This is a genomic window from Pseudomonas marvdashtae, from assembly GCF_014268655.2.
GTDB classification, from domain to species: domain Bacteria; phylum Pseudomonadota; class Gammaproteobacteria; order Pseudomonadales; family Pseudomonadaceae; genus Aquipseudomonas; species Aquipseudomonas marvdashtae.
In genome coordinates this window covers 1,731,159-1,749,752 of the sequence record NZ_JABWQX020000001.1, presented here as the reverse complement: position 1 = coordinate 1,749,752, position 18,594 = coordinate 1,731,159, and the positions used below count along the sequence as shown (strand labels likewise).

The window sequence follows — 18,594 nt, the reverse complement described above, 5'->3', positions numbered from 1 at the left end:
ATGGAAAGCCACCGGACAAAAAGGTCGCGACTTTGCAGCAAGCGGCGGCAAGCTGCAAGGGTCAAGCGGCGGGTTTTGCATTCATTCCAGATGTGCCGTGTGCGGGCTTGCTTGTTCACCCAAAGGCGCCCCGCACCCGGATCAGCGCCGAGGCAGTTGGATCACGACCTTCAACCCGCCCCACTCGCTGTTGTCCAACGCCAGCGTGCCGCCCCAGGTATCAACGATGTCGCGCACGATGCCCAGCCCCAGGCCATGGCCGTCGGTCTGCTCATCCAGGCGCGTGCCGCGGCTGAAGACCTGGTCGCGGCGATCCTCGGGGATACCGGGACCGTCATCTTCCACCACCAGGCTAAAGCCCTCGGCCGTTTCGATCACGCTCAGGCGCACTTCGGCGTCGGCCCATTTGCAGGCGTTGTCCAGCAGGTTGCCCAGCAACTCCAGCAGGTCTTCGCGATCCCAAGGCAGGTGCAAGCCGGGCGGTGCGATGTAAGCCAGATGCAGATGCTCGCCATGGATCATGTTCAGGGTCGCCAGCAGCCCCGGCAGTTCGGCGTCGCAATCCAGGTGCGCGCCAGGCAAGGCATCGCCGGACAGCCGGGCGCGGTTGAGTTCGCGGTTCAGGCGCTGGCGAACCTGCTCAAGTTGTTCCAGCAGCAGCTTGCGCAACTCGGGATATGGATCGAGCTTCTCGTTCGAAGCCAGGCTTTGCAGCACCGCCAGCGGCGTCTTCAAGGCATGGCCCAGGTTGCCGAGGGCGTTGCGTGAACGCTTGAGACTGTCTTCGGTATGGGCCAGCAAATGGTTGATCTGCGCCACCAGCGGCTCCAGTTCCCTGGGCACTTGTTCGTCGAGTTGCGAGCGCTGCCCGCGCTGCAATTGGGCAATCTGCTCCCGGGCCCTCTCTAAAGGACGCAGGGCACGGTGCACGGTGAAGCGCTGCAACAACAGGATCAGCAGCAACCCCGCCAAGCCGAGGCCAACGCCAATCTGCTGCATCCGCAGGAAGCTGTCACGGACCGGCGTGTAGTCCTGGGCCACGCTGATGGAAATCGCCTGGCCCAGGCGCCGATAGTCGGTGCGCAGCACCAGCAGTTTCTGACCCTCAGGCCCCAGCTGCAGATTGCTGTGCAGGCCCGGATGATCGAGCCGCGGCAGCTCCTGGTCCCAGAGGGAGCGGGAGCGCCAATGCGTGTCGGCAAAATCGATGCGGAAGTAATGCCCGGAAAACGGCCGGAGATAAGCCGGCGACAAACGTCGCTCGTCCAGTTGCAAACCTTGCGGACCACGGACCAACGCCACCAGCAGATTCTCGCTGTCGTTGCGCAATCCCGCCTCCAGGTAGCGCTGCAAACCCAGTTCGAACAGCCACAGGCTGGTCTGCGCCAGGACCAGGCCGACCACGACCATCACGCCGATCAAGCCCAGGCTCAAGCGCCGCTGGATGGATCTCACTGCGCCTGCCCGCCGAACAGGTACCCCTGGCCGCGACGGGTTTCGATCACGCTGCGCCCCAGTTTGCGCCGCAGGTGATTGACGTGGACTTCCAGCACATTGGAATCGCGCTCGGTCTCGCCGTCGTACAGGTGCTCGGCGAGATGGCTTTTGGAGAGGATCTGTTCGGGGTGGAGCATGAAATAGCGCAACAAGCGAAACTCCGCCGCGGTCAGCTGGATTTCCGCGCCGTCACGAATCACGCACTGCCGGCCTTCGTCCAGGTGCAGCCCCGCCGCCTGGAGCGTCGGTTGGTTCGCCTGGCCGTGGGAACGACGCAACAGCGCCTGGATCCGCAGGTGCAGTTCCTCTGGATGGAACGGCTTGGTCAGGTAGTCATCGGCGCCGGCCTTGAGCCCTTCGATACGCTCCGCCCAGGATCCGCGGGCGGTGAGAATCAGCACCGGGGCGGTCAAGCCTCCGGCACGCCATTGGGCCAGGACCTCAAGCCCGGGCACCCCTGGCAGGCCAAGGTCGAGGATAATCAGGTCATAGGGCTCGCTACTGCCCTGGTAAATCGCGTCGCGACCATCGGCGAGCCAATCGACGGCGTAGCCCTGACGGGCAAGCCCGGCCATCAGCTCGTCGGCCAGGGGAACGTGATCCTCCACCAATAGCAGGCGCATCAGTCTTCCTTATCTTTGAGTAAACGGCCGGTCGCGGCCTCCAGGTCCAATTCGCGCACAACGCCATCGGTGTCCAGCAGCTCGACTTCATAAATGTAGACGCCGTTTTTTTCTTCCAGCTCGGCCTCCAACAGTTTCGCGCCCGGATGCCGGTCCAGCGCCTGCTGCAACAGCTGCTCGAGCGGCAAGATCACGCCCTGCTGGCGCAATTGCAAGGCTTCGTCCTGATCCAGGTCCCGCGCCACGGCCAGCGAACAAAATGTCAGCAGCACCAGCGCCCAGCGGCCCCGGGTGCGTTGATTAAACTTCATTACGTATCCTGATGATTCTTGAGCACCTTGCCGGTGACGGCGTCGAGCTCCAGGTCCCACTCGATGCCCTTGGCATCCCGCAGGTCCACCTTGTAACGATACTTGCCATACTCTTCCTCCAGCTCGGTATCGGTCAGGGTGGCGCCAGGGTGTTCGGCCAGGGCGGTGGCGTTGAGTTTTTTGAAAGGCAGGATGGTACCAGCGTCCAAAAGGTTTTGGGCTTCGGCGGCGCTGAGGTCTCGCGCTTGAGCCAGCCCGGCACCGATCACCAGAAGCGTCACGATGGAAAAGGCAGTCAGACGGTTCACGGGTTATCTCCTTCTTATAATCTTCACCGGACAACTGTATCGGCAGGAACTTAACTGAAACTGAATTGCCATCATTGGACCCAAGTCAAATCTGCGAGGTGTGTCGTTATAATCACCCGCTTGCCTGTATTCGAGATCGGTATGACCGCCATTCACATCAAGTATCCTGCCCTCACGCTCAAGGCCGGCCCTCGCGCCTTCCAGCGCATCCGCCAGGCCGGCCTCAAGCCCGCCGACGTCGGCATCCTTCCGGGCGCCGCCGGTGGTCCGAAGGCCTTGGGTATCCAGGGGCTGGACTTGGCATTGTTCGGCGAATGGCTGCCCGCCGCCCCGCGAGAGCGTTCGTTGATCGGCGCTTCGGTGGGTTCCTGGCGCTTTGCTAGCGCCTGCCTGCCGGACGCTGCAGAAGGAATCCGCCGCCTGGGTAGCTTGTATAACGAACAGAGCTTTGCCAAAGGCGTGACCATGGCTGGGGTCAGCCAGAGTTCGCAACGCATGCTCAATGACTTGCTTGACGGGCGCGACCTGAGCATTCTCGAAAACCCGCATTACCGGCTCAACATCATGGTGGTCAAGAGCCACGGCAGCCTTGCACTGGATCACCGCGCACGGCTGGGTCTGGGCCTGTCGTCGGTGATCGCCGACAACCTGCGCGGCCGGGCGCGGTTGTCGCGGCATTTCGAACGGCTGATCGTGCACGATCCCCGCTTGGCGCCGCCGCTGCATCCGCTCACCGACTTCCCGTCGCGCTTCGTGCCGCTGGTGGCCGGCAACCTGCGCCAGGCGTTGCTGGCGTCGGGCTCGATCCCGATGGTGATGGAAGGCGTGCGCGACTTGCCTGGCGCCGGTGCCGGGACCTTCCGCGATGGCGGGTTGTTGGATTACCACCTCGACCTTCCCTACAGCGGCGAAGACATCGTCCTGTATCCGCACTTTACCGATCGGGTCATCCCCGGCTGGTTCGACAAGGGCCTGCCGTGGCGTCGCGGCAACGTCGAGCGCCTGCAGGACGTGTTGCTGCTGGCGCCGTCGCGCGAATACCTGTCCCGCCTGCCGTTCGGCAAACTGCCGGACCGCAACGACTTCAAGCGTTTCATGGGCGATGACGCGAGCCGTCGCAAATACTGGAGCACCGCGATGGACGAAAGCCGCCGGCTGGGCGACGAGTTCCTCGAGCTGGCCGCCAATGGCGGATTGGGCGAGCGTTTGCTGACCCTTTAGTCAGCACGCTCGCGCAACACCTGGATCAAACTGATAAACTGCGCCGCCTGCCTCGCGCCCGCCCATTCAAAGAGCCAAATCTATGGAAATCTTCAAGGAATTTACATTCGAATCCGCCCACCGCCTGCCTCACGTGCCGGATGGCCATAAGTGCGGTCGCCTTCATGGTCACTCGTTCAAGGTAGCAATCCACCTCAGTGGCGACATCGATCCGCACACCGGCTGGATTCGCGACTTCTCGGAAATCAAGGCGATCTTCAAGCCGCTCTACGAGCGCCTGGACCACAACTACCTTAATGACATTCCGGGCCTGGAAAATCCCACCAGCGAAGTCTTGGCCAAGTGGATCTGGAACGAGTTGAAGCCGTTGCTGCCGGAACTCAGCGCCATTCGTATCCATGAGACCTGCACCAGCGGTTGCATCTATCACGGCGAGTAAATAAATCCCCTCGCACAGGTTGTTGTCTGCAGACTCGCGTCAGGGTTTTGTGTCTATGCTTTCTGGCTCGAACATGCCAAGAGGACACAATCATGACCCACTGGCCGCTGGATCAGGTCTACAACTTCGACGGATACCCCATCCGCTACGCCGTCCAAGGCGACGGCCCGTCGCTGGTGTTTGTGCACGGCACGCCATTCTCTTCTTATGTATGGCACCGGATCGCCCCGCTGTTCTTCACCACGCATAAAGTCCATTACTTCGACCTGCTGGGTTACGGCCAGTCCGCGCAACCTGACGCCGATGTGTCTCTCGGCGTGCAGAACCGCTTGTTCGCACGGCTGCTTGAGCATTGGGGCCTGGACTGTCCAGACGTCGTGGCCCATGACTTCGGCGGTGCCACCGCCTTGCGTGCGCATCTGCTCGATGGCAAGGACTACCGAAGCCTTACGCTGATCGACCCGGTGGCTTTGTCGCCCTGGGGTTCACCTTTTGTCCAGCACGTGCGCCAGCATGAAGCGGCGTTCAGCGGCTTGCCCGATTACATTCAGCGAGCCATCGTGCCGGCGTATATCCGCGGCGCAATCAAACGAGACATCCCGGACGCAGAACTGGCGCCCTATGTGCAGCCATGGCTCGGCGAGACCGGCCAGGCCGCGCTCTATCGGCAGATTGCGCAGATGGACGAGTGCTACACCCATCAGGTCCAGGACCTGTACCCGCAAGTGCGCTGCCCGACGCAAATCCTCTGGGGCGAGGATGACCAATGGATCCCCATCGAGCGCGGCCGGGCGCTGCACAACATGATTCCGGGCGCGCAGTTTCACCCGGTACCGAACGCCGGGCACTTGGTTCAGGAAGACGCGCCGGAAGCCGTCGTCGCGGCGCTGTTGCGATTTTTATTGGTGCACGTTCAGACCTGAACGCATCGTTTCGTGGAAGCGGGCCTCTGAGCCGGACGGTCCGTGTTCCAACTTGCCCCATCCCTGCTCCGCTTTTGTTCCTTGAACCCCATCGGATCCACAACTTGGCTATAGATAACCGGGGATCGCTGGTTTGGCACGGCCGCTGCACGCTTGCGTTTTTCCTATTTTCCGCAAGGAACGCCACATGACTCAGAACGATCCGGGCAACGACTATCCTTTGAGCGAAGTGCCGATGCATGCGCGCAAGGGTTTGGCCTCCACGGCCATGGTGCTGTTGGGCTTCACCTTTTTCACCGCGACCATGTTTGCCGGAGGCAAGCTGGGCGTGGCGTTCGGTTTCGCCGAGATGCTCAGCGTCATCGTCATTGGCAACCTGCTGCTGGGCCTGTATGCCGCAGGCCTGGGTTACATCGCCTTCAGGAGCGGGCTCAATTCGGTGTTGATGGGGCGCTTGTGTTTCGGCGAGGTGGGCAGCAAGCTCAGCGACTTGATCCTGGGTTTCACTCAGATCGGCTGGTATGCCTGGGGCACGGCCACCGCGGCGGTGGTGCTGGGCAAGTATTTCGAACTGAACCAAGGCACGGTGCTGGGGCTGATGGTGCTGTTCGGGCTGGGGTTCTGCGCCACGGCCTACATTGGCTATCGAGGGTTGGAAATCCTCTCGTACATCGCCGTCCCGGCGATGATGTTGCTGCTGATGCTGTCCATGTGGGTAGCGACGGATAAGGTCGGCGGCCTTGATGGCCTGCTGGCGGTGGTACCCACGGGCAGCCTGGACTGGTCGACCGCGATCACGCTGGTATTTGGCACCTTTGTCAGCGGTGCTACCCAGGCGACCAACTGGACACGTTTTTCCCGCTCAGCGAAGGTCGCGGTCCTGGCCAGCCTGATTGGCTTCTTTATCGGCAACGGCCTGATGGTCCTGATCGGTGCCTACGGAGCCATCGTCTATCAGCAGCCGGACGTGGTCGAAGTCCTGTTGTTGCAGGGTTTCGCCATGGCCGCGATGGCCATGCTGCTGCTCAATATCTGGAGCACCCAGGACAACACCATCTACAACTTCGCCGTGGCCGGCTGCAACCTGCTGCGCACCCGTCGCCGCAGGACGGTCACACTGGCTGGCGCGGTGATCGGCACATTGCTGGCGCTACTGGGCATGTACGACATGCTGGTGCCTTATCTGATCCTGCTTGGCACGGTCATCCCGCCCATTGGCGGCGTGATCATGGCCGATTTCTTCTTCCGCTGGCGTGGTCGCTATCCTCGATTGGCCGAGGCGCAACTGCCGGCGTTCAATTGGCCAGGCTTATGTGCCTACGGCGTCGGCACCCTCGCGGCATTCAACTCGCCATGGATCGCGCCACTGGTAGGAATCGCCACCGGCGCGCTAACGTATGTGCTATTGATCGGCGTACTGGGTAGCCGCACCGCCACCGCGCCACTCCAAGACCTATAAAGGATTGTCCGATGCACATCATCAACGCCCGCCTGCGCAACCGCGAAGGCTTGCATGAACTGCACTTGGAAAACGGCCTGATCGCCAACATCGCCCGCCAGACCGAGGCCCCCACCCTGGGGCCCGAAGACCTCGACGCCGGCGGCAACCTGGTGGTGCCGCCCTTCGTCGAGCCGCACATCCACCTGGACGCCACCCTCACCGCCGGTGAGCCGCGCTGGAACATGAGCGGCACGCTGTTCGAGGGCATCGAGTGCTGGGGCGAACGCAAGGCCACCATCACCGAGGAAGACACCAAGACCCGCGCCAAGAAAACCCTGCAGGCCCTTGCCGCCCATGGCATCCAGCATGTGCGCACCCACGTCGACGTGACCGATCCGGCGCTCACCGCGCTCAAGGCGATGTTGGAAGTGCGCGAGGAAAGCCGTCATCTGGTCGACATGCAGATCGTGGCTTTCCCCCAGGAAGGCATCGAGTCCTACCGCAACGGCCGCGAGCTGATGGAGGAAGCCATCCGCATGGGCGCCGACGTGGTGGGCGGCATTCCGCATTTCGAATACACCCGCGACCAGGGCGTCAGCTCCGTGAAGTTCCTGATGGACCTGGCCGAGCGCACCGGCTGCCTGGTGGATGTGCATTGCGACGAAACCGACGACCCGCATTCGCGCTTCCTGGAAGTGCTCGCCGAAGAAGCCCGCAGCCGCGACATGGGCGCCAGGGTGACCGCCAGCCACACCACGGCCATGGGTTCCTACGACAATGCCTACTGCGCCAAACTGTTCCGCCTGCTGGGGCATTCGGGCATCAGCTTCGTATCCTGCCCCACCGAAAGCATTCACCTGCAAGGACGCTTCGACAACTTCCCCAAACGCCGCGGCGTCACCCGCGTCAATGAGCTGCTCGAAGCCGGGATGAACGTGTGCTTCGGCCAGGACTCCATCGTCGATCCGTGGTATCCACTGGGCAACGGCAATATCCTGCGAGTGCTCGAAGCCGGCCTGCATATCTGTCATATGCTCGGCTACCGCAACCTGCAAAGCGCGCTGGACCTGGTCACTGACAACAGCGCCAAGGCCATGGCCCTGGGCGAACGCTACGGGCTGGAACCCGGACGCCCGGCGAACCTGCTGATCCTCTCGGCTGACAGCGACTACGAAGTGATCCGCAGCCAAGGCCTGCCGATCTACTCGATCCGCAACGGCGAAGTGCTGATGAAACGGCAGATGCCGGTGGTGGAATTTGGCCCGCAGTTGGGCTGAAGCGCAAAATCGGCGAGCGGGAGCTTGCCAGTGGAAACGTCATTGGCGCGCTGATACGCTATGGCAGAAGCCGCGCCGTGCCGAACAGGCTGACCCGGACCAATTCACCCGCCTGTTCCTCCAGCAGGATCGGCGCAGTGCCGCCGGGCATCACGACGCGCACCGGCCCGGCCTTCACCCAGCCCACCCGCCACGCAGCGCTGGCCACGGCGCTGGCGCTGGTGCCAGACGACGCGGTGGGACCTTCGCCCCGCTCGAACACCCGGGCGTCGATCCGTCCCTCGGCCGTGGGCGATGCCCACTGCAGGTTTACCCCCGCCAAACAAGGCATCCCCGTCCCGCCGGGCGCCGCATAGGCAATACGAGCCAGGTTTTGCGACAGCGGCTCGGCGCGCATCTGTGCAAGGCTCGGCAGCGCGGCCGCGTCATCCACCAAGGTCACGCAATGAGGATTGCCGATGCGCACGAACTGGCTGTAGCACCAGGCCAGGTTCAATGCATGAAGCGGTGGAACGCGACTCACGTCGCACTGGTTGAACGTCACGCTTTCCGTGCCTTCGGCATCGACGGCCAAGGGACCGAACGACGGTGCGCCCAAGTCCAGCCAAAAGCCTTTGACACCTTCGAATTCAGCGGCGCGAACCGATGTTTGCAGTGGTGAGCCGCCGTGCTTGTCGTGATGAACCTGTAGCAGGCAGTCATCATCCTCCGGCAGCCATCCTCGTTCTTGCAGCGACAGGGAGAAAATCGTCAGCCCATTGCCACTGCGCTCGGCCAGTGTGCCGTCGGTATTGACGATCAGCAGATCAAAGGGCGGCTCGTCCTGGAACGGGCCGATCAATAAACCGTCACTGCGATGGGCCTTGGCGTCCGGCGGTGCCTTTCCCGGTGCCCAACCGCAGAAGGCCTGCACGGCGGCGGTGCTCCAGGCTTCTCGCGTTTGTGCGGCCTGGGCGGCAGACAGCGGCAAGTCAATGCCATGGGCACGGACCTGCTGCGGTGAAACCACGCCATAAATATTGCCACGCGCATCATAAAATCGTGTCATGCACCTGATCCGGTCAACCAGCGAAAGAATCGCCACTTTATGCCGGCTGGGCCCACAGGGGCAAAGCTTGTGGTGGGTGCGAACATCGCGTCGGCACCTTGGGGTCGCAGCGAGGTCAGTGGATATGCAAGCATAGGCCCCCACCTGCATCACCGCACCGCACGAAAGCCAAGGACGTTTCATGACTGCAATTACACCCCCTCCCACATTTGTTCCCGGACGCCTGGAACAGATGTCCACCCGCATCGCCTATCTCATCGCAGGTATCGGCATCGCCGCCTGGGCGCCGTTGGTGCCTTACGCCAAGGCGCGGGCGAATCTGGACGAAGGCACCCTCGGGTTGCTGCTGCTGTGCCTTGGGGTCGGGTCGATCCTGGCGATGCCGATTTCCGGCGCGCTGGCGACGCGGTTCGGCTGCCGTCGGGTGCTCAGTGGCGGCACGATCCTGATCTGCCTGGCCTTGCCGCTGCTGGCGACGATGACCTCGCTACCCTGGCTGGTGGCGGCACTGTTCCTGTTCGGCGCCGGGCTCGGGACCGTGGACTCGACCGTGAACCTGCAGGCGGTGATCGTCGAGCGGGCCAGTGGCAAGACCATGATGTCGGGCTTCCACGGCATGTTCAGCCTCGGCGGGATCATCGGCGCGGCGGGTGTGAGCGCCCTGCTCGGCCTGGGGCTGTCGCCGCTGGCGGCGACCCTGGTGGTCAACGCGGTGTTGCTGGTGGCGTTGTTCAAGGCTGCGCCGCACCTGTTGCCCTACGGCAGTGAAAGCTCGGGGCCGGCGTTTGCCATCCCCCATGGCGTGGTGCTGTTTATCGGTATCCTGTGCTTTATCGTGTTCCTGGCCGAAGGTGCGGTACTGGACTGGAGCGCGGTGTTCCTGACCACCGAGCGCGCGGTGGATACCGCCTACGCCGGGCTGGGTTATGCCGCGTTTGCGCTGACCATGACCGTCGGCCGGTTGACGGGCGATTCCGTGGTGCATCGCCTGGGTGCCAGGCGCGTGATCATCTATGGCGGCTCGATCGCCGCAGCGGGCTTTTTCATGGCGACTCTCGCCCCAATGTGGCAAGCGGCGCTGCTCGGCTATGCGCTGGTCGGCGCCGGGTGCTCGAACATCGTGCCAGTGCTCTACACCGCCGTCGGCAAACAGACCCTGATGCCGGAAGCCATTGCCGTCCCGGCCATCACCACCATCGGCTACGCCGGCATCCTCGCCGGCCCGGCGCTGATAGGGTTCGTTGCCCATGGCAGCAGCTTGAGCATCGCGTTCGGTTTGATTGCGATGTCGTTGGTAGCGGTGGCGGCCAGTGGGAAGGTGTTGAAGGTCTGAAGCCTTGTAGATTCACCCGTGGCGAGGGAGCTTGCTCCCTCGCCACGAGATTTGCGTTTCAAGCCGCCGGGTACTGGATCAAAACCCCACACTCGCCTGCACGAAGAACGTACGCGGCGCGCCGACGTAGATGCCCGAGTTGTTGTCACTGGAACGGGTGTAATACTGGTGGTCGAACAGGTTCTTCACCCCAGCACCGACTTTCAGGTTTGACAGCTGCTCGCCGAAGTCATAGCCGGCCCGTACGTTCCAAAGCATGTAGCCCGGCATGTCGCCGTACTGCCCATCGGCGCTGCCGTCGGTGATGTAGTTGTCGCTGAAGCTGCCGTCGGGATTCACGCTGTTGCCCGGTGAGCGCTGCTTGGATTGGGCGAAGCCGTCGAGGTTGTAGGTCCAGCGGTTGACCTCATAGCGCAGGCCCACGGTGGCTACTTGGCGGGAATAGAACGGCAGGTCACGGCCCTTGAAGCTGGGGATTTCGCCTTCATAGGTCGCGCGGGTGTAGGTGAAACCGGCGCTGGCGGTCAGGCCGTCGAGGCGTGGATCCAGCGCGGCCATGTCGTAATGCACCGAAGCTTCCAGGCCCTGATGCTTGGTGGCGCCCATGTTGGTCCAGCCGACATCGTTGCTGATGTACTGCAACTCGTCGTCAAAATCGATGTAGAACAGCGTCACTTCCCCGCCCCACACGTCATCGTTGTAACGCGTGCCGATTTCATAGGTCTTGGCCTTCTCCGGGCTCAGGCCGTTGGCGGTGTTGTTGCCATCGCCGCCCTGGCCCAGTTGGAAATACTGCAGGCTGCCGAACGAGGTCTCGTAGTTGGCGAACACTTTCCAGGCATCGGACAGGTGGTACATCACGCTCAAGGCCGGCAGCGGCTCGTTGCTGTCGATGCTGCGGCGCTTTTCCTGCACAGGACGGCCGGCGGTGTCGAGCACCGGGCGGTCGTGCCATTCGGTGCTGATGCTTTCGAAGCGAATGCCTGGAGTAATGGTCCATTTGCCGACGTCGATCTTGTCATCGATGTACACCGCGTGAGCTTCGGTGCCGCCGGTGCGATCCTGATACACGTGGCCATCGGACCCCGGACGCACCACGGGTTCGTTGTTGCGCAATGCCAGTCGACTGGCCTCTTCGTGCATGCCTTCCTTGAGGTAGCGATAACCGACGCTGGCTTCCTGGGTGGTCGTCCCCAGGTCGAACACATGGGACACCCGAGGCTCGATACCGAAGGTGTAATACGTGCGCGGGTACGACACCAGGTTGCGCTGGTCCCGAGAGGCGATGGTGCTGCCGCGGTAGCTGTCGGAGTAGTAGGTCAGCACTTCGGCCTGGGTGCGCTCGCTGATCTCGCGGATCCACTTGAACGACACATCCTTGCGCCGACCGCTGAAGTTGTCCCAGTCGCGGTCGGACTGGTACGGGTCCGCGTCGTATTGGGCCTGGGTCAAGCCACCGGGCATGTCGGCCTTGGCATCGTAATAGTGGAAGTTCAGCGAGAAGTCATCGACATCGGTTGGCGCCCAATGAGTCTTGAGAATCACGTCGTCGATGTCGTTGTCATTGTTGCTGCGGCGATAACCGTTGCCGTTGACGCCCGAATAGAGGAGCGCCACGCCCATGCCGTTGTCAGCGGTGCCGCCGAGAAAAGCCGTGTCGATGAGCTTCCAACCGCCGCGCTGGGACGTTTCCAGGGTGCTGCCGATCTCACCGGTGGCTTTTTCCGGGATGGCGCGGGTCACGAAGTTGATCACGCCGCCGACGTTTTGCGGCCCGTAGCGCACGGAACCGGCGCCACGGACCACGTCGATGCTGTCCAGATTACCCGAAGAAATCGGCGCCATGGACAGCTGCGGCTGGCCATAGGGCGCGAATGCCGCCGGTACGCCGTCGATCAGCACCGTGGAGCGCGGCGACAGGCGCGAGGTGAGCCCGCGCACGCCAACGTTCAGGGAAATGTCACTGCCACCGGTGCCGTTGGCCTCCTGCACCTGCACACCGGGCACGCGGCGCAACACGTCGCCCACGTTCATGGCGCCCTGCTCCACCATCGCTTCACGGCGGATCACTGTCCGTGCACCGGCGTGGTTCTGCACGACTTCGGCGTTGGCGTCGCCGAGCCAGTCGCCGACCACTTGGATGTCGGTGGTTCCCAGCTCCAACGGGCCGGCGGCGGATGCCGATGGTGCCGGCAGGACGGTCACTGAGCCTTCATCGACCTGGTATTGCAGGCCGCTGCCCTGCAACAACTGACGCAAGGCAGCCTCTGGGGACAGGTTGCCTTCTACCGCCGGGGCTTGTTTGCCGCTCACCAGTTCCGGGCTGAAAAAAACCTGCAAAGACGTCTGCTGGCCGAGTTGGCTCAGCGCTTGGCCCAACGGTTGCGCCTGGATATGGATGGCCGTGGCGGCCTGATCGGCATAGGCCTGGGACAAGCCGGCACTGACGGCCAGGGCAAGGGCTAGCGGCAGCCAGCGGGCGGGGGTGCGGTTGTTGTTTTTGGCGGAAGTTTTCACGTCGAACCTTGTCCTGTCGAATCGCAAGAATACGCGTCTGTTAATGCAAACCAGTTGCAGTTGGACAAGAAGACGAAGAACTCGAAAAAAACCTGAATTTATTTCGCAGTTATTTCCTGACTGCCGTCATCCAGCGTGCGCACGGCCACCGGCAGGACGTTCGGCAAGGCCTTGAGCAGCGCCTCGGGGTTGTCCGAGCGAAACACGCTGGTCAGGCGCAAGTTGCCCACGGCAGCGTTTGCGACCCTGATGGGCTTGGCGCGATAACGGGAGACTTCCTCAGCCACTTCACTCAGTGGCGCGTTATTGAACACCAGCTTGCCGTTGCGCCACGCGGTGAGTTCATCAGCATTGACGGCGTAAGGCGCGGCAACCTTGCCTTGGGCATCGATCCGCGTGCCCAGGCCCGCCGTGAGGCTGACGCCCCCGGACGCCGGGGCGTCGCGCCCCCGGACCTTGACGCTGCCCTCTTCCACGGCGACGCGAGTGCTGTCGGCATCGCGGCGCACATCGAAGCGCGTACCGGTCACCGTCACCTGGCCGCTGCCCGCATCGACCGTAAACGGGCGCGCGGTATCATGCTCGACACTGAACAGTGCTTCGCCCTCGACCAGTTCCACCCGTCGCACGCGATGCTCGAACAGAATGCGCACATGGCTACGGCTGTTGAGGTCGATCAGCGAGCCGTCCGGCAACGCGACATGCCGGCGCTCACCCAGGGCCGTGGCAAATTCACCGCTGTAGTCACCTGAAGCACCCAAGCCGCTGAACAGCCCCAGCCCGACCGCGACCACGAGCAACCCGGCGGCCACGGCATAGCGCAGCAGCGGTCGGCGCCTCGGGCGTTCGGCGGGTGGCTCGCACAACGCTTGCAACCGCTCCCTGGGCAGCAAGTCCGTTGCGCTCCAGATTCCCTGCAGCAGTTGAATTTCGTCACGGTGGTTGGGGTGTTCGCCCAGCCAGGCCTCGAAACGCTCACGCTCGTCGACACCCATGACGGGACTTTGCAGGCGCACGAACCATTGTGCCGCCTCGTCGCGAACCCTGCTCTGCCCGCAGGCGCATTCACGGCTATCCATCATGGAAGGTCCTGTGGCTCAGGTGGAAGATGACGACCGGTCATTGATCGGTCCCGTCCAGGCGATCACGCAGATGGCGCAGGGTGCGGATCATATACTTTTCCACCATGTTTTTTGACAGGCCCAGGCGTTCGGCGATTTCCGCCTGGGTCAGGCCTTCGATCTTCTGCCAGATAAACACCGTGCGGCAGTTGGCCGGCAGCTCGGCGAGTGCCCGCTCGATGGAGTCGGCCAGTTGGATCGCGTGCATGTAATGCTCCGGGTCGCCGGCAAGCGAATGACAGGTGTCGAACGCCACTTCCTCCAGGGCGCCCCGTCGCTCTTCACGCCGATAACCATCCACTGCAATGTTGCGCGCTGTCTGGTGCAGATAAGCGCGTGGCTGTTCAACTTGCGCCGAATCGGACTCGAGCACCCGCACAAAGGTGTCGTGGGCCAGGTCCTCGGCCTGTTGGCGATTGCGCAGGCGACGGGTCCAGGTGCCGATCAACTCTTCGTAGTGTTCGAAAAAGCCGGGTCTGCGAGGCAGCTTGGGGATCATCGCGGCGCGCTGTGGGAACGGGGCGTGAATAGTAATGCTTCCTATTAATATGAAGCAAACCTATTACGGCACCTGTCATCCGAAGCTTGAAATCGAGCATCAGCCCGTGGAGCTTGCTCGCGATGGCAACTGCCAGTGCGCTATCGCGAGCAAGCTCGCTACCACAACGGATGTCGGGTCAGAACCGACACACCGCCGCCGCTCCGCTATCGGTCGGCATGACATGCTCGGGTGGTACGACGATCACTTCACCGCCTTGCCGGGTCACGGCCAGGATCAGTTCATCCAGCACATCCGGGGCTTGTTCGTCGCCGGTTTCGTCGATGATGAGCCTGCCCTTGTCCGGGTCGAGCTGACCGGGAACCTGCCGTTCGGCCTCTACCAGCAGCAACGCGACACGACTCTCCCAAGCGGCCTTGGCAATGTTGGCCAGGTTGTCCAACGCCCGTCCCTGCCCCACCGCGACGCCGTAACGATTCAGGCTGTCGACCACTCGGTCGGCGTGGCTGTGGGCCATGAGTTTCGAGCACTGGACCCGCAACTCTTCCAGGCCCAACCGCGAAGGATCCCCTTCGATGCCCTGCGCCAGCACGTTCGGGTTATGGCTGACGGCACGGAACACCGCCTGGTTTTCCGGCAGGGCCACGACAATCATCGGCAGCCCTGAAGGTTGCGAATGGTATTGCAGGATGGCTTTGTCCACAGCACGGAAAAAGCGCTCGCGGTCCAGGTTGATTTCATCTTGCTTACCGCCGCCGGCGGACTCATGCATCATCGGATCGCCGCGCTCGCTGCTGCGGCTGAAACCGTTGGGAAAGCCTTGCTGGTCGCCCGAGGTCAGGTCGTCGCCCAAGGCCTCGTTCTGGTTACGCGGAACCTGTTCGGCCAACTCGACTTTTTCCAGCTGCTCGCAAGAGCCCTCGTACAACCAGACTTCATTACGGGTCAGGCACAGCACTTGATATCGTTCGGTTGACTGGACCAGCCGCAGCAGCGGCTTGAGGTAAGGATGGCTATTGGCGAAGGCGCATTGCGGCAAACGCTGGTTCACGGCGATGACTTTGAAATAGTCACGTGCACCAAACACCGCGATGCCGTCGCGATTGGAGTTCCAGAAATCCTGGTCGTCCACCAGCGCATGAAAAGGCTCGAGCAACGGCGTGCAATCGAGGCCAGGGTGCTGGTTTTCCAGTTGGGTTTGCAGTTCGCGCACCAGGTTCTTGTAGCGAATCGGGTCCTGGCTGCGCTCCGGGAATGTGCGGTGTGTGGGCATATACAACGAAAGGCTCGGCTGTTCGTCGAACGCCAGGAGCTCGGCCAGCACTTGTTGGCTGAAGGGTTGATGAGCGGTCATGATTGTCTCCTTATTCTTTGCCACGAGCCTCTTGGTTTTCGAGGAAATCCTCCTCCAACATGGCGTCTACCATTTCCGGCGGAGCTTCATCCACAGGGGCAGTCACGCGTCCCATGGATTCGACGGCGGGGTTGAGTTTGCCGATCTGATGATCGAGCGCATGCAGCATTTTCTCGGCGGCGCCCTCCACCGCCAGCTCCAGGCTTTCAGCCTTGTGACTAACGGAAATGGCCGCAACGCCTTGCAGGCGCGCCTCGATCTGGCAGCGTTTGTCAGCGGCGCCGCCCTTCTGGGCGTTCTCGTCGCTGACGTGGATTTCGACGCGGGCCAGTTGATCTTCGAAACGCTGCAGCGCGTCCACCACCGTGCTGCCGACCCATTCCTGCAATCGGGCACTGCCTTCGATATGGTTGCTGTTGACTTGAACTTGCATGATCGACTCCTTTGCAAAAGACGGCTGACGCCGCCTGTTGTAGGTAGAAGAAGATCCAGCGGGCGAAGTTCCCGGCGCGGGATGACTGGCCAATGCCCTGGCCAAACGCAGCGGCGATGAATAAAAAAACGGGAGCGCTGCGAAGCGCTCCCGCTTTTTTTTCCAATGCGCGATTGAGCGCCTCAAGCCTCGGGCATTTTCCGGAAGCCCACCGCCAACCTGTTCCAGCCGTTGATGGCGTTGATTGCCACGCTCAGGTCGACCATTTCCTTGGGCGTGAAGTGCTCGCTCAGCAATGCGTAGTCTGCGTCGGGAGCATGGGTCTCGCTCAGGCGTGTGAGTGCTTCGGTCCAGGCCAGGGCGGCGCGTTCGCGGCCGGTAAAGAATGGCGCCTCGCGCCAGGCAGTCACCGCATACAGTCGACGTTCGGTCTCGCCGCTCTTGCGCGCGTCGGCAGTGTGCATGTCGATGCAGAACGCACAGCCGTTGATTTGCGAAGAGCGCAGCTTGACCAGTTCGAGCAGGGACTTTTCCAGGCCCAGTTTCGAGACCGCGGTTTCCAGGGCCAGCATGGCTTTGTAGGCATCTGGGGAAGCGGCGTGGAAATCGATACGTGGTTGCATCTTGAACTCCTGGACAATTGGGGTGTGGCGCTACGTTAGCCCTGCACAGGCGCGGGACAAATAGCCAATTGTTGGGAAGTTCGGGTGGCCAATGGAGACCGGGTTTACCGATGGAAATGACCGCACGCTTTTGTGTCAGACCCGACTGCGCAGCCACTGCAAAAAACGCTTCTTGGCGATCGGCTTGGGCACGTCGCGCGTCAGGTTCTGGGCCAAGTGCATGCGCACGTCCAGCAGGTTTTTCATCGCGTCGCTGATGTCGCGGCGGGCATCCAGGCAGGGCCTGAGGTAACTGTTCTCGATGCGATAAAGGGTACAGAAAGTCTTGGCCGAGAAACTTGCCAGGGTGGCCTGGTCGGAGACGATTCCAGCTTCGCCAATCACCTCGCCCGGCCCCATGCGCGCGGCTTCGAATGGTTGGCCGTTGCGAATCAGGGTGACGCTGATCACGCCGGTTTCGATGATGAACAAATGATCGCTGACCTCACCGGCGGGCAGGATCATGTCACCGGCGCGAAAGGTCTGCAACGTCATGTTCTGGCTGAAGGTATCCTTTTCATCCGGGCGCAGCGTAGAGAAAATGCTGGAGCTCTCCAACAGCGCCCGGGGACGCGATGCCCCCATCGCCGCGGTGCTTTCGCCGGTGGACAACAGGCTGACGCCTGACGCCTGCAAATGCCGGAACGCCAAGTCGAACAATTGATTGCGTACTTCGCGCTTCTGCCCCATTGAAGCCACGAACCCGCTGATCTCGTATTCCGCGCCAGCGCTTCCCGTGCTTTTCAGCGTCACGCAAGGCGCCGGGCTGGCGAGCAGCGCGCGGCAGCCGATCATTGCCCGCTCCAGCGCGTCGATTACCTTTTGCGGACGCGCGTGAGGACTGACCTGCAAGCTCACGGACAAGCCATGCATATCGCTGGGCCGGCTGAAGTTGACGATCTTGGCCTTCGCCGCGAGTGAGTTGGGAATCACCGCCATACTGCCCTGGGAAGTCTGCAACCGTGTCGCCCGCCAGTCGATGTCGGTGACCCGGCCTTCGGTGCCATCGATGGAAATCCAGTCATCGACTTGATAGGGCTTGGTGGTGTTGAGCACGATCCCGGAGAACACATCGCTGAGCGTGCTCTGCAAGGCCAGGCCGACGATGATCGCCATCGCACCGGACGTCGCCAGCACGCCCTTGACCGGAAGATCCAGCACGTAGGCCAACGCCGCGATGACAGCAACCAGGAAGATCACCGCGCCGAGCAGATCCTGCAGCAATCGCCCGGTATGGCCGACCCGTTGCATCATGACCGCGCCGATCATGACCGTCAGGGTCCGCGCGGCGAACAGCCACCAGGCAATCTGCAAACCGGTCGCGGCCAAGTGCCGTGGCACATCGTCGACCCACTGCGCCGGCTCCATGGGATTGAGCCCTTCGTTGAACAGCAGCATGCTGAACAACGAAAAAATCACCAGCCGCCCGCCGATTTTCCAATAGGTCCGATCAACACTGACCAGCCGCCACAACAGCAAGTCGAGCACAAGCAACGCCAGGGCACTGAGCAGCGGGTGATCGGTGATCAGGGACAGCATCAGGGGACAGCTCCAGAAGGTCATTGGCGAGAAGATTGGCACAGAATC

Annotated in this window: 18 protein-coding genes; 6 read left to right on the top strand and 12 right to left on the bottom strand. The window is 62.3% G+C overall.

All coding sequences use genetic code 11. The features are described from left to right. Positions 1 to 141 precede the first annotated feature (141 nt). Genes HU742_RS08025 through HU742_RS08010 form a run of 4 tightly spaced genes read right to left on the bottom strand, consistent with a single transcriptional unit; the run spans position 142 to position 2,739 of the window. A complete protein-coding gene (locus tag HU742_RS08025; protein ID WP_186642191.1) occupies positions 142 to 1,455 on the bottom strand; it encodes an ATP-binding protein in 1,314 nt (437 codons plus the stop codon). Next, positions 1,452 to 2,120 (bottom strand): response regulator transcription factor, encoded by a 669-nt coding sequence (locus HU742_RS08020; protein WP_186639928.1) that lies wholly within the window; start codon positions 2,118 to 2,120, stop codon positions 1,452 to 1,454. Before HU742_RS08020 ends, HU742_RS08025 begins: the two co-directional genes overlap by 4 nt. Next, the gene (locus HU742_RS08015; protein ID WP_186614850.1) at positions 2,120 to 2,431 is read right to left on the bottom strand and encodes a PepSY domain-containing protein; all 312 of its coding nucleotides are present in this window, start codon (positions 2,429 to 2,431) and stop codon (positions 2,120 to 2,122) included. Before HU742_RS08015 ends, HU742_RS08020 begins: the two co-directional genes overlap by 1 nt. Beyond that, entirely contained in the window at positions 2,431 to 2,739 is a 309-nt protein-coding gene (locus tag HU742_RS08010) for a PepSY domain-containing protein (protein WP_186642190.1), read from the bottom strand. The genes HU742_RS08015 and HU742_RS08010 overlap by 1 nt, the downstream gene beginning before the upstream one ends. A gap of 141 nt (positions 2,740 to 2,880) precedes the next feature. Here HU742_RS08010 and HU742_RS08005 point away from each other — a divergent pair, with 141 nt between their 5' ends. The 5 genes from HU742_RS08005 to codA all read left to right on the top strand — a co-directional run bounded on the left by HU742_RS08005 (position 2,881) and on the right by codA (position 8,040). Continuing rightward, positions 2,881 to 3,960, top strand: coding sequence for a patatin-like phospholipase family protein (locus HU742_RS08005; RefSeq protein WP_186642189.1), 1,080 nt, complete (start codon positions 2,881 to 2,883; stop codon positions 3,958 to 3,960). Between the two features lie 82 nt (positions 3,961 to 4,042). Next, entirely contained in the window at positions 4,043 to 4,399 is a 357-nt protein-coding gene (gene queD, locus HU742_RS08000; RefSeq protein WP_003203918.1) for a 6-carboxytetrahydropterin synthase QueD, read from the top strand. 92 nt (positions 4,400 to 4,491) lie between these two features. Further along, positions 4,492 to 5,322 carry an alpha/beta fold hydrolase gene (locus HU742_RS07995; protein WP_186642188.1) on the top strand — a complete coding sequence of 277 codons (831 nt, stop codon included), beginning with the start codon at positions 4,492 to 4,494 and terminating at the stop codon, positions 5,320 to 5,322. A 187-nt stretch (positions 5,323 to 5,509) separates the two neighbouring features. Then, on the top strand, positions 5,510 to 6,781 hold the full coding sequence (codB, locus tag HU742_RS07990) for a cytosine permease (protein WP_186639935.1): 1,272 nt from the start codon (positions 5,510 to 5,512) through the stop codon (positions 6,779 to 6,781). An 11-nt stretch (positions 6,782 to 6,792) separates the two neighbouring features. Beyond that, positions 6,793 to 8,040 (top strand): cytosine deaminase, encoded by a 1,248-nt coding sequence (gene codA, locus HU742_RS07985; protein ID WP_186639937.1) that lies wholly within the window; start codon positions 6,793 to 6,795, stop codon positions 8,038 to 8,040. A 58-nt stretch (positions 8,041 to 8,098) separates the two neighbouring features. Here the strand turns inward: codA and HU742_RS07980 are convergent, their stop codons facing one another. After that, on the bottom strand, positions 8,099 to 9,088 hold the full coding sequence (locus HU742_RS07980) for a diaminopimelate epimerase (RefSeq protein WP_186642187.1): 990 nt from the start codon (positions 9,086 to 9,088) through the stop codon (positions 8,099 to 8,101). Between the two features lie 181 nt (positions 9,089 to 9,269). Between HU742_RS07980 and HU742_RS07975 the strand changes: the two genes are divergently transcribed. Further along, positions 9,270 to 10,421 carry an MFS transporter gene (locus HU742_RS07975; RefSeq protein WP_186639941.1) on the top strand — a complete coding sequence of 384 codons (1,152 nt, stop codon included), beginning with the start codon at positions 9,270 to 9,272 and terminating at the stop codon, positions 10,419 to 10,421. A 78-nt stretch (positions 10,422 to 10,499) separates the two neighbouring features. Here the strand turns inward: HU742_RS07975 and HU742_RS07970 are convergent, their stop codons facing one another. From HU742_RS07970 to HU742_RS07940, 7 genes are all read right to left on the bottom strand, one after another. Beyond that, positions 10,500 to 12,938, bottom strand: coding sequence for a TonB-dependent siderophore receptor (locus tag HU742_RS07970; protein ID WP_186642186.1), 2,439 nt, complete (start codon positions 12,936 to 12,938; stop codon positions 10,500 to 10,502). A gap of 98 nt (positions 12,939 to 13,036) precedes the next feature. Continuing rightward, complete coding sequence (locus HU742_RS07965) at positions 13,037 to 14,020, bottom strand: FecR family protein (RefSeq protein WP_186642185.1); 984 nt, start codon at positions 14,018 to 14,020, stop codon at positions 13,037 to 13,039. Between the two features lie 37 nt (positions 14,021 to 14,057). Then, positions 14,058 to 14,558: a sigma-70 family RNA polymerase sigma factor gene (locus HU742_RS07960; RefSeq protein WP_186642184.1), complete on the bottom strand. Its 501-nt coding sequence runs from the start codon at positions 14,556 to 14,558 to the stop codon at positions 14,058 to 14,060. A gap of 178 nt (positions 14,559 to 14,736) precedes the next feature. Continuing rightward, entirely contained in the window at positions 14,737 to 15,912 is a 1,176-nt protein-coding gene (locus HU742_RS07955; RefSeq protein ID WP_186639943.1) for a baeRF3 domain-containing protein, read from the bottom strand. A 10-nt stretch (positions 15,913 to 15,922) separates the two neighbouring features. Then, positions 15,923 to 16,345, bottom strand: a complete 423-nt coding sequence (locus HU742_RS07950) for an HPF/RaiA family ribosome-associated protein (RefSeq protein WP_186639945.1) — start codon at positions 16,343 to 16,345, stop codon at positions 15,923 to 15,925. Between the two features lie 182 nt (positions 16,346 to 16,527). Continuing rightward, the gene (locus HU742_RS07945) at positions 16,528 to 16,968 is read right to left on the bottom strand and encodes a carboxymuconolactone decarboxylase family protein (RefSeq protein ID WP_186642183.1); all 441 of its coding nucleotides are present in this window, start codon (positions 16,966 to 16,968) and stop codon (positions 16,528 to 16,530) included. A gap of 135 nt (positions 16,969 to 17,103) precedes the next feature. Beyond that, the gene (locus HU742_RS07940) at positions 17,104 to 18,546 is read right to left on the bottom strand and encodes a mechanosensitive ion channel family protein (RefSeq protein ID WP_186642182.1); all 1,443 of its coding nucleotides are present in this window, start codon (positions 18,544 to 18,546) and stop codon (positions 17,104 to 17,106) included. Between the last annotated feature and the right edge of the window lie 48 nt (positions 18,547 to 18,594).

Excerpts from the sequence above, each read along its gene's own strand:
- HU742_RS08020 (WP_186639928.1), bottom strand. The coding sequence starts at position 2,120 with ATGCGCCTGCTATTGGTGGAGGATCACGTTCCCCTGGCCGACGAGCTG.
- HU742_RS08015 (WP_186614850.1), bottom strand. The coding sequence starts at position 2,431 with ATGAAGTTTAATCAACGCACCCGGGGCCGCTGGGCGCTGGTGCTGCTG.
- HU742_RS08005 (WP_186642189.1), top strand. The coding sequence starts at position 2,881 with ATGACCGCCATTCACATCAAGTATCCTGCCCTCACGCTCAAGGCCGGC.
- queD (WP_003203918.1), top strand. The coding sequence starts at position 4,043 with ATGGAAATCTTCAAGGAATTTACATTCGAATCCGCCCACCGCCTGCCT.
- HU742_RS07995 (WP_186642188.1), top strand. The coding sequence starts at position 4,492 with ATGACCCACTGGCCGCTGGATCAGGTCTACAACTTCGACGGATACCCC.
- codB (WP_186639935.1), top strand. The coding sequence starts at position 5,510 with ATGACTCAGAACGATCCGGGCAACGACTATCCTTTGAGCGAAGTGCCG.
- codA (WP_186639937.1), top strand. The coding sequence starts at position 6,793 with ATGCACATCATCAACGCCCGCCTGCGCAACCGCGAAGGCTTGCATGAA.
- HU742_RS07980 (WP_186642187.1), bottom strand. The coding sequence starts at position 9,088 with ATGACACGATTTTATGATGCGCGTGGCAATATTTATGGCGTGGTTTCA.
- HU742_RS07975 (WP_186639941.1), top strand. The coding sequence starts at position 9,270 with ATGACTGCAATTACACCCCCTCCCACATTTGTTCCCGGACGCCTGGAA.
- HU742_RS07965 (WP_186642185.1), bottom strand. The coding sequence starts at position 14,020 with ATGATGGATAGCCGTGAATGCGCCTGCGGGCAGAGCAGGGTTCGCGAC.
- HU742_RS07960 (WP_186642184.1), bottom strand. The coding sequence starts at position 14,558 with ATGATCCCCAAGCTGCCTCGCAGACCCGGCTTTTTCGAACACTACGAA.
- HU742_RS07955 (WP_186639943.1), bottom strand. The coding sequence starts at position 15,912 with ATGACCGCTCATCAACCCTTCAGCCAACAAGTGCTGGCCGAGCTCCTG.
- HU742_RS07950 (WP_186639945.1), bottom strand. The coding sequence starts at position 16,345 with ATGCAAGTTCAAGTCAACAGCAACCATATCGAAGGCAGTGCCCGATTG.
- HU742_RS07945 (WP_186642183.1), bottom strand. The coding sequence starts at position 16,968 with ATGCAACCACGTATCGATTTCCACGCCGCTTCCCCAGATGCCTACAAA.
- HU742_RS07940 (WP_186642182.1), bottom strand. The coding sequence starts at position 18,546 with ATGCTGTCCCTGATCACCGATCACCCGCTGCTCAGTGCCCTGGCGTTG.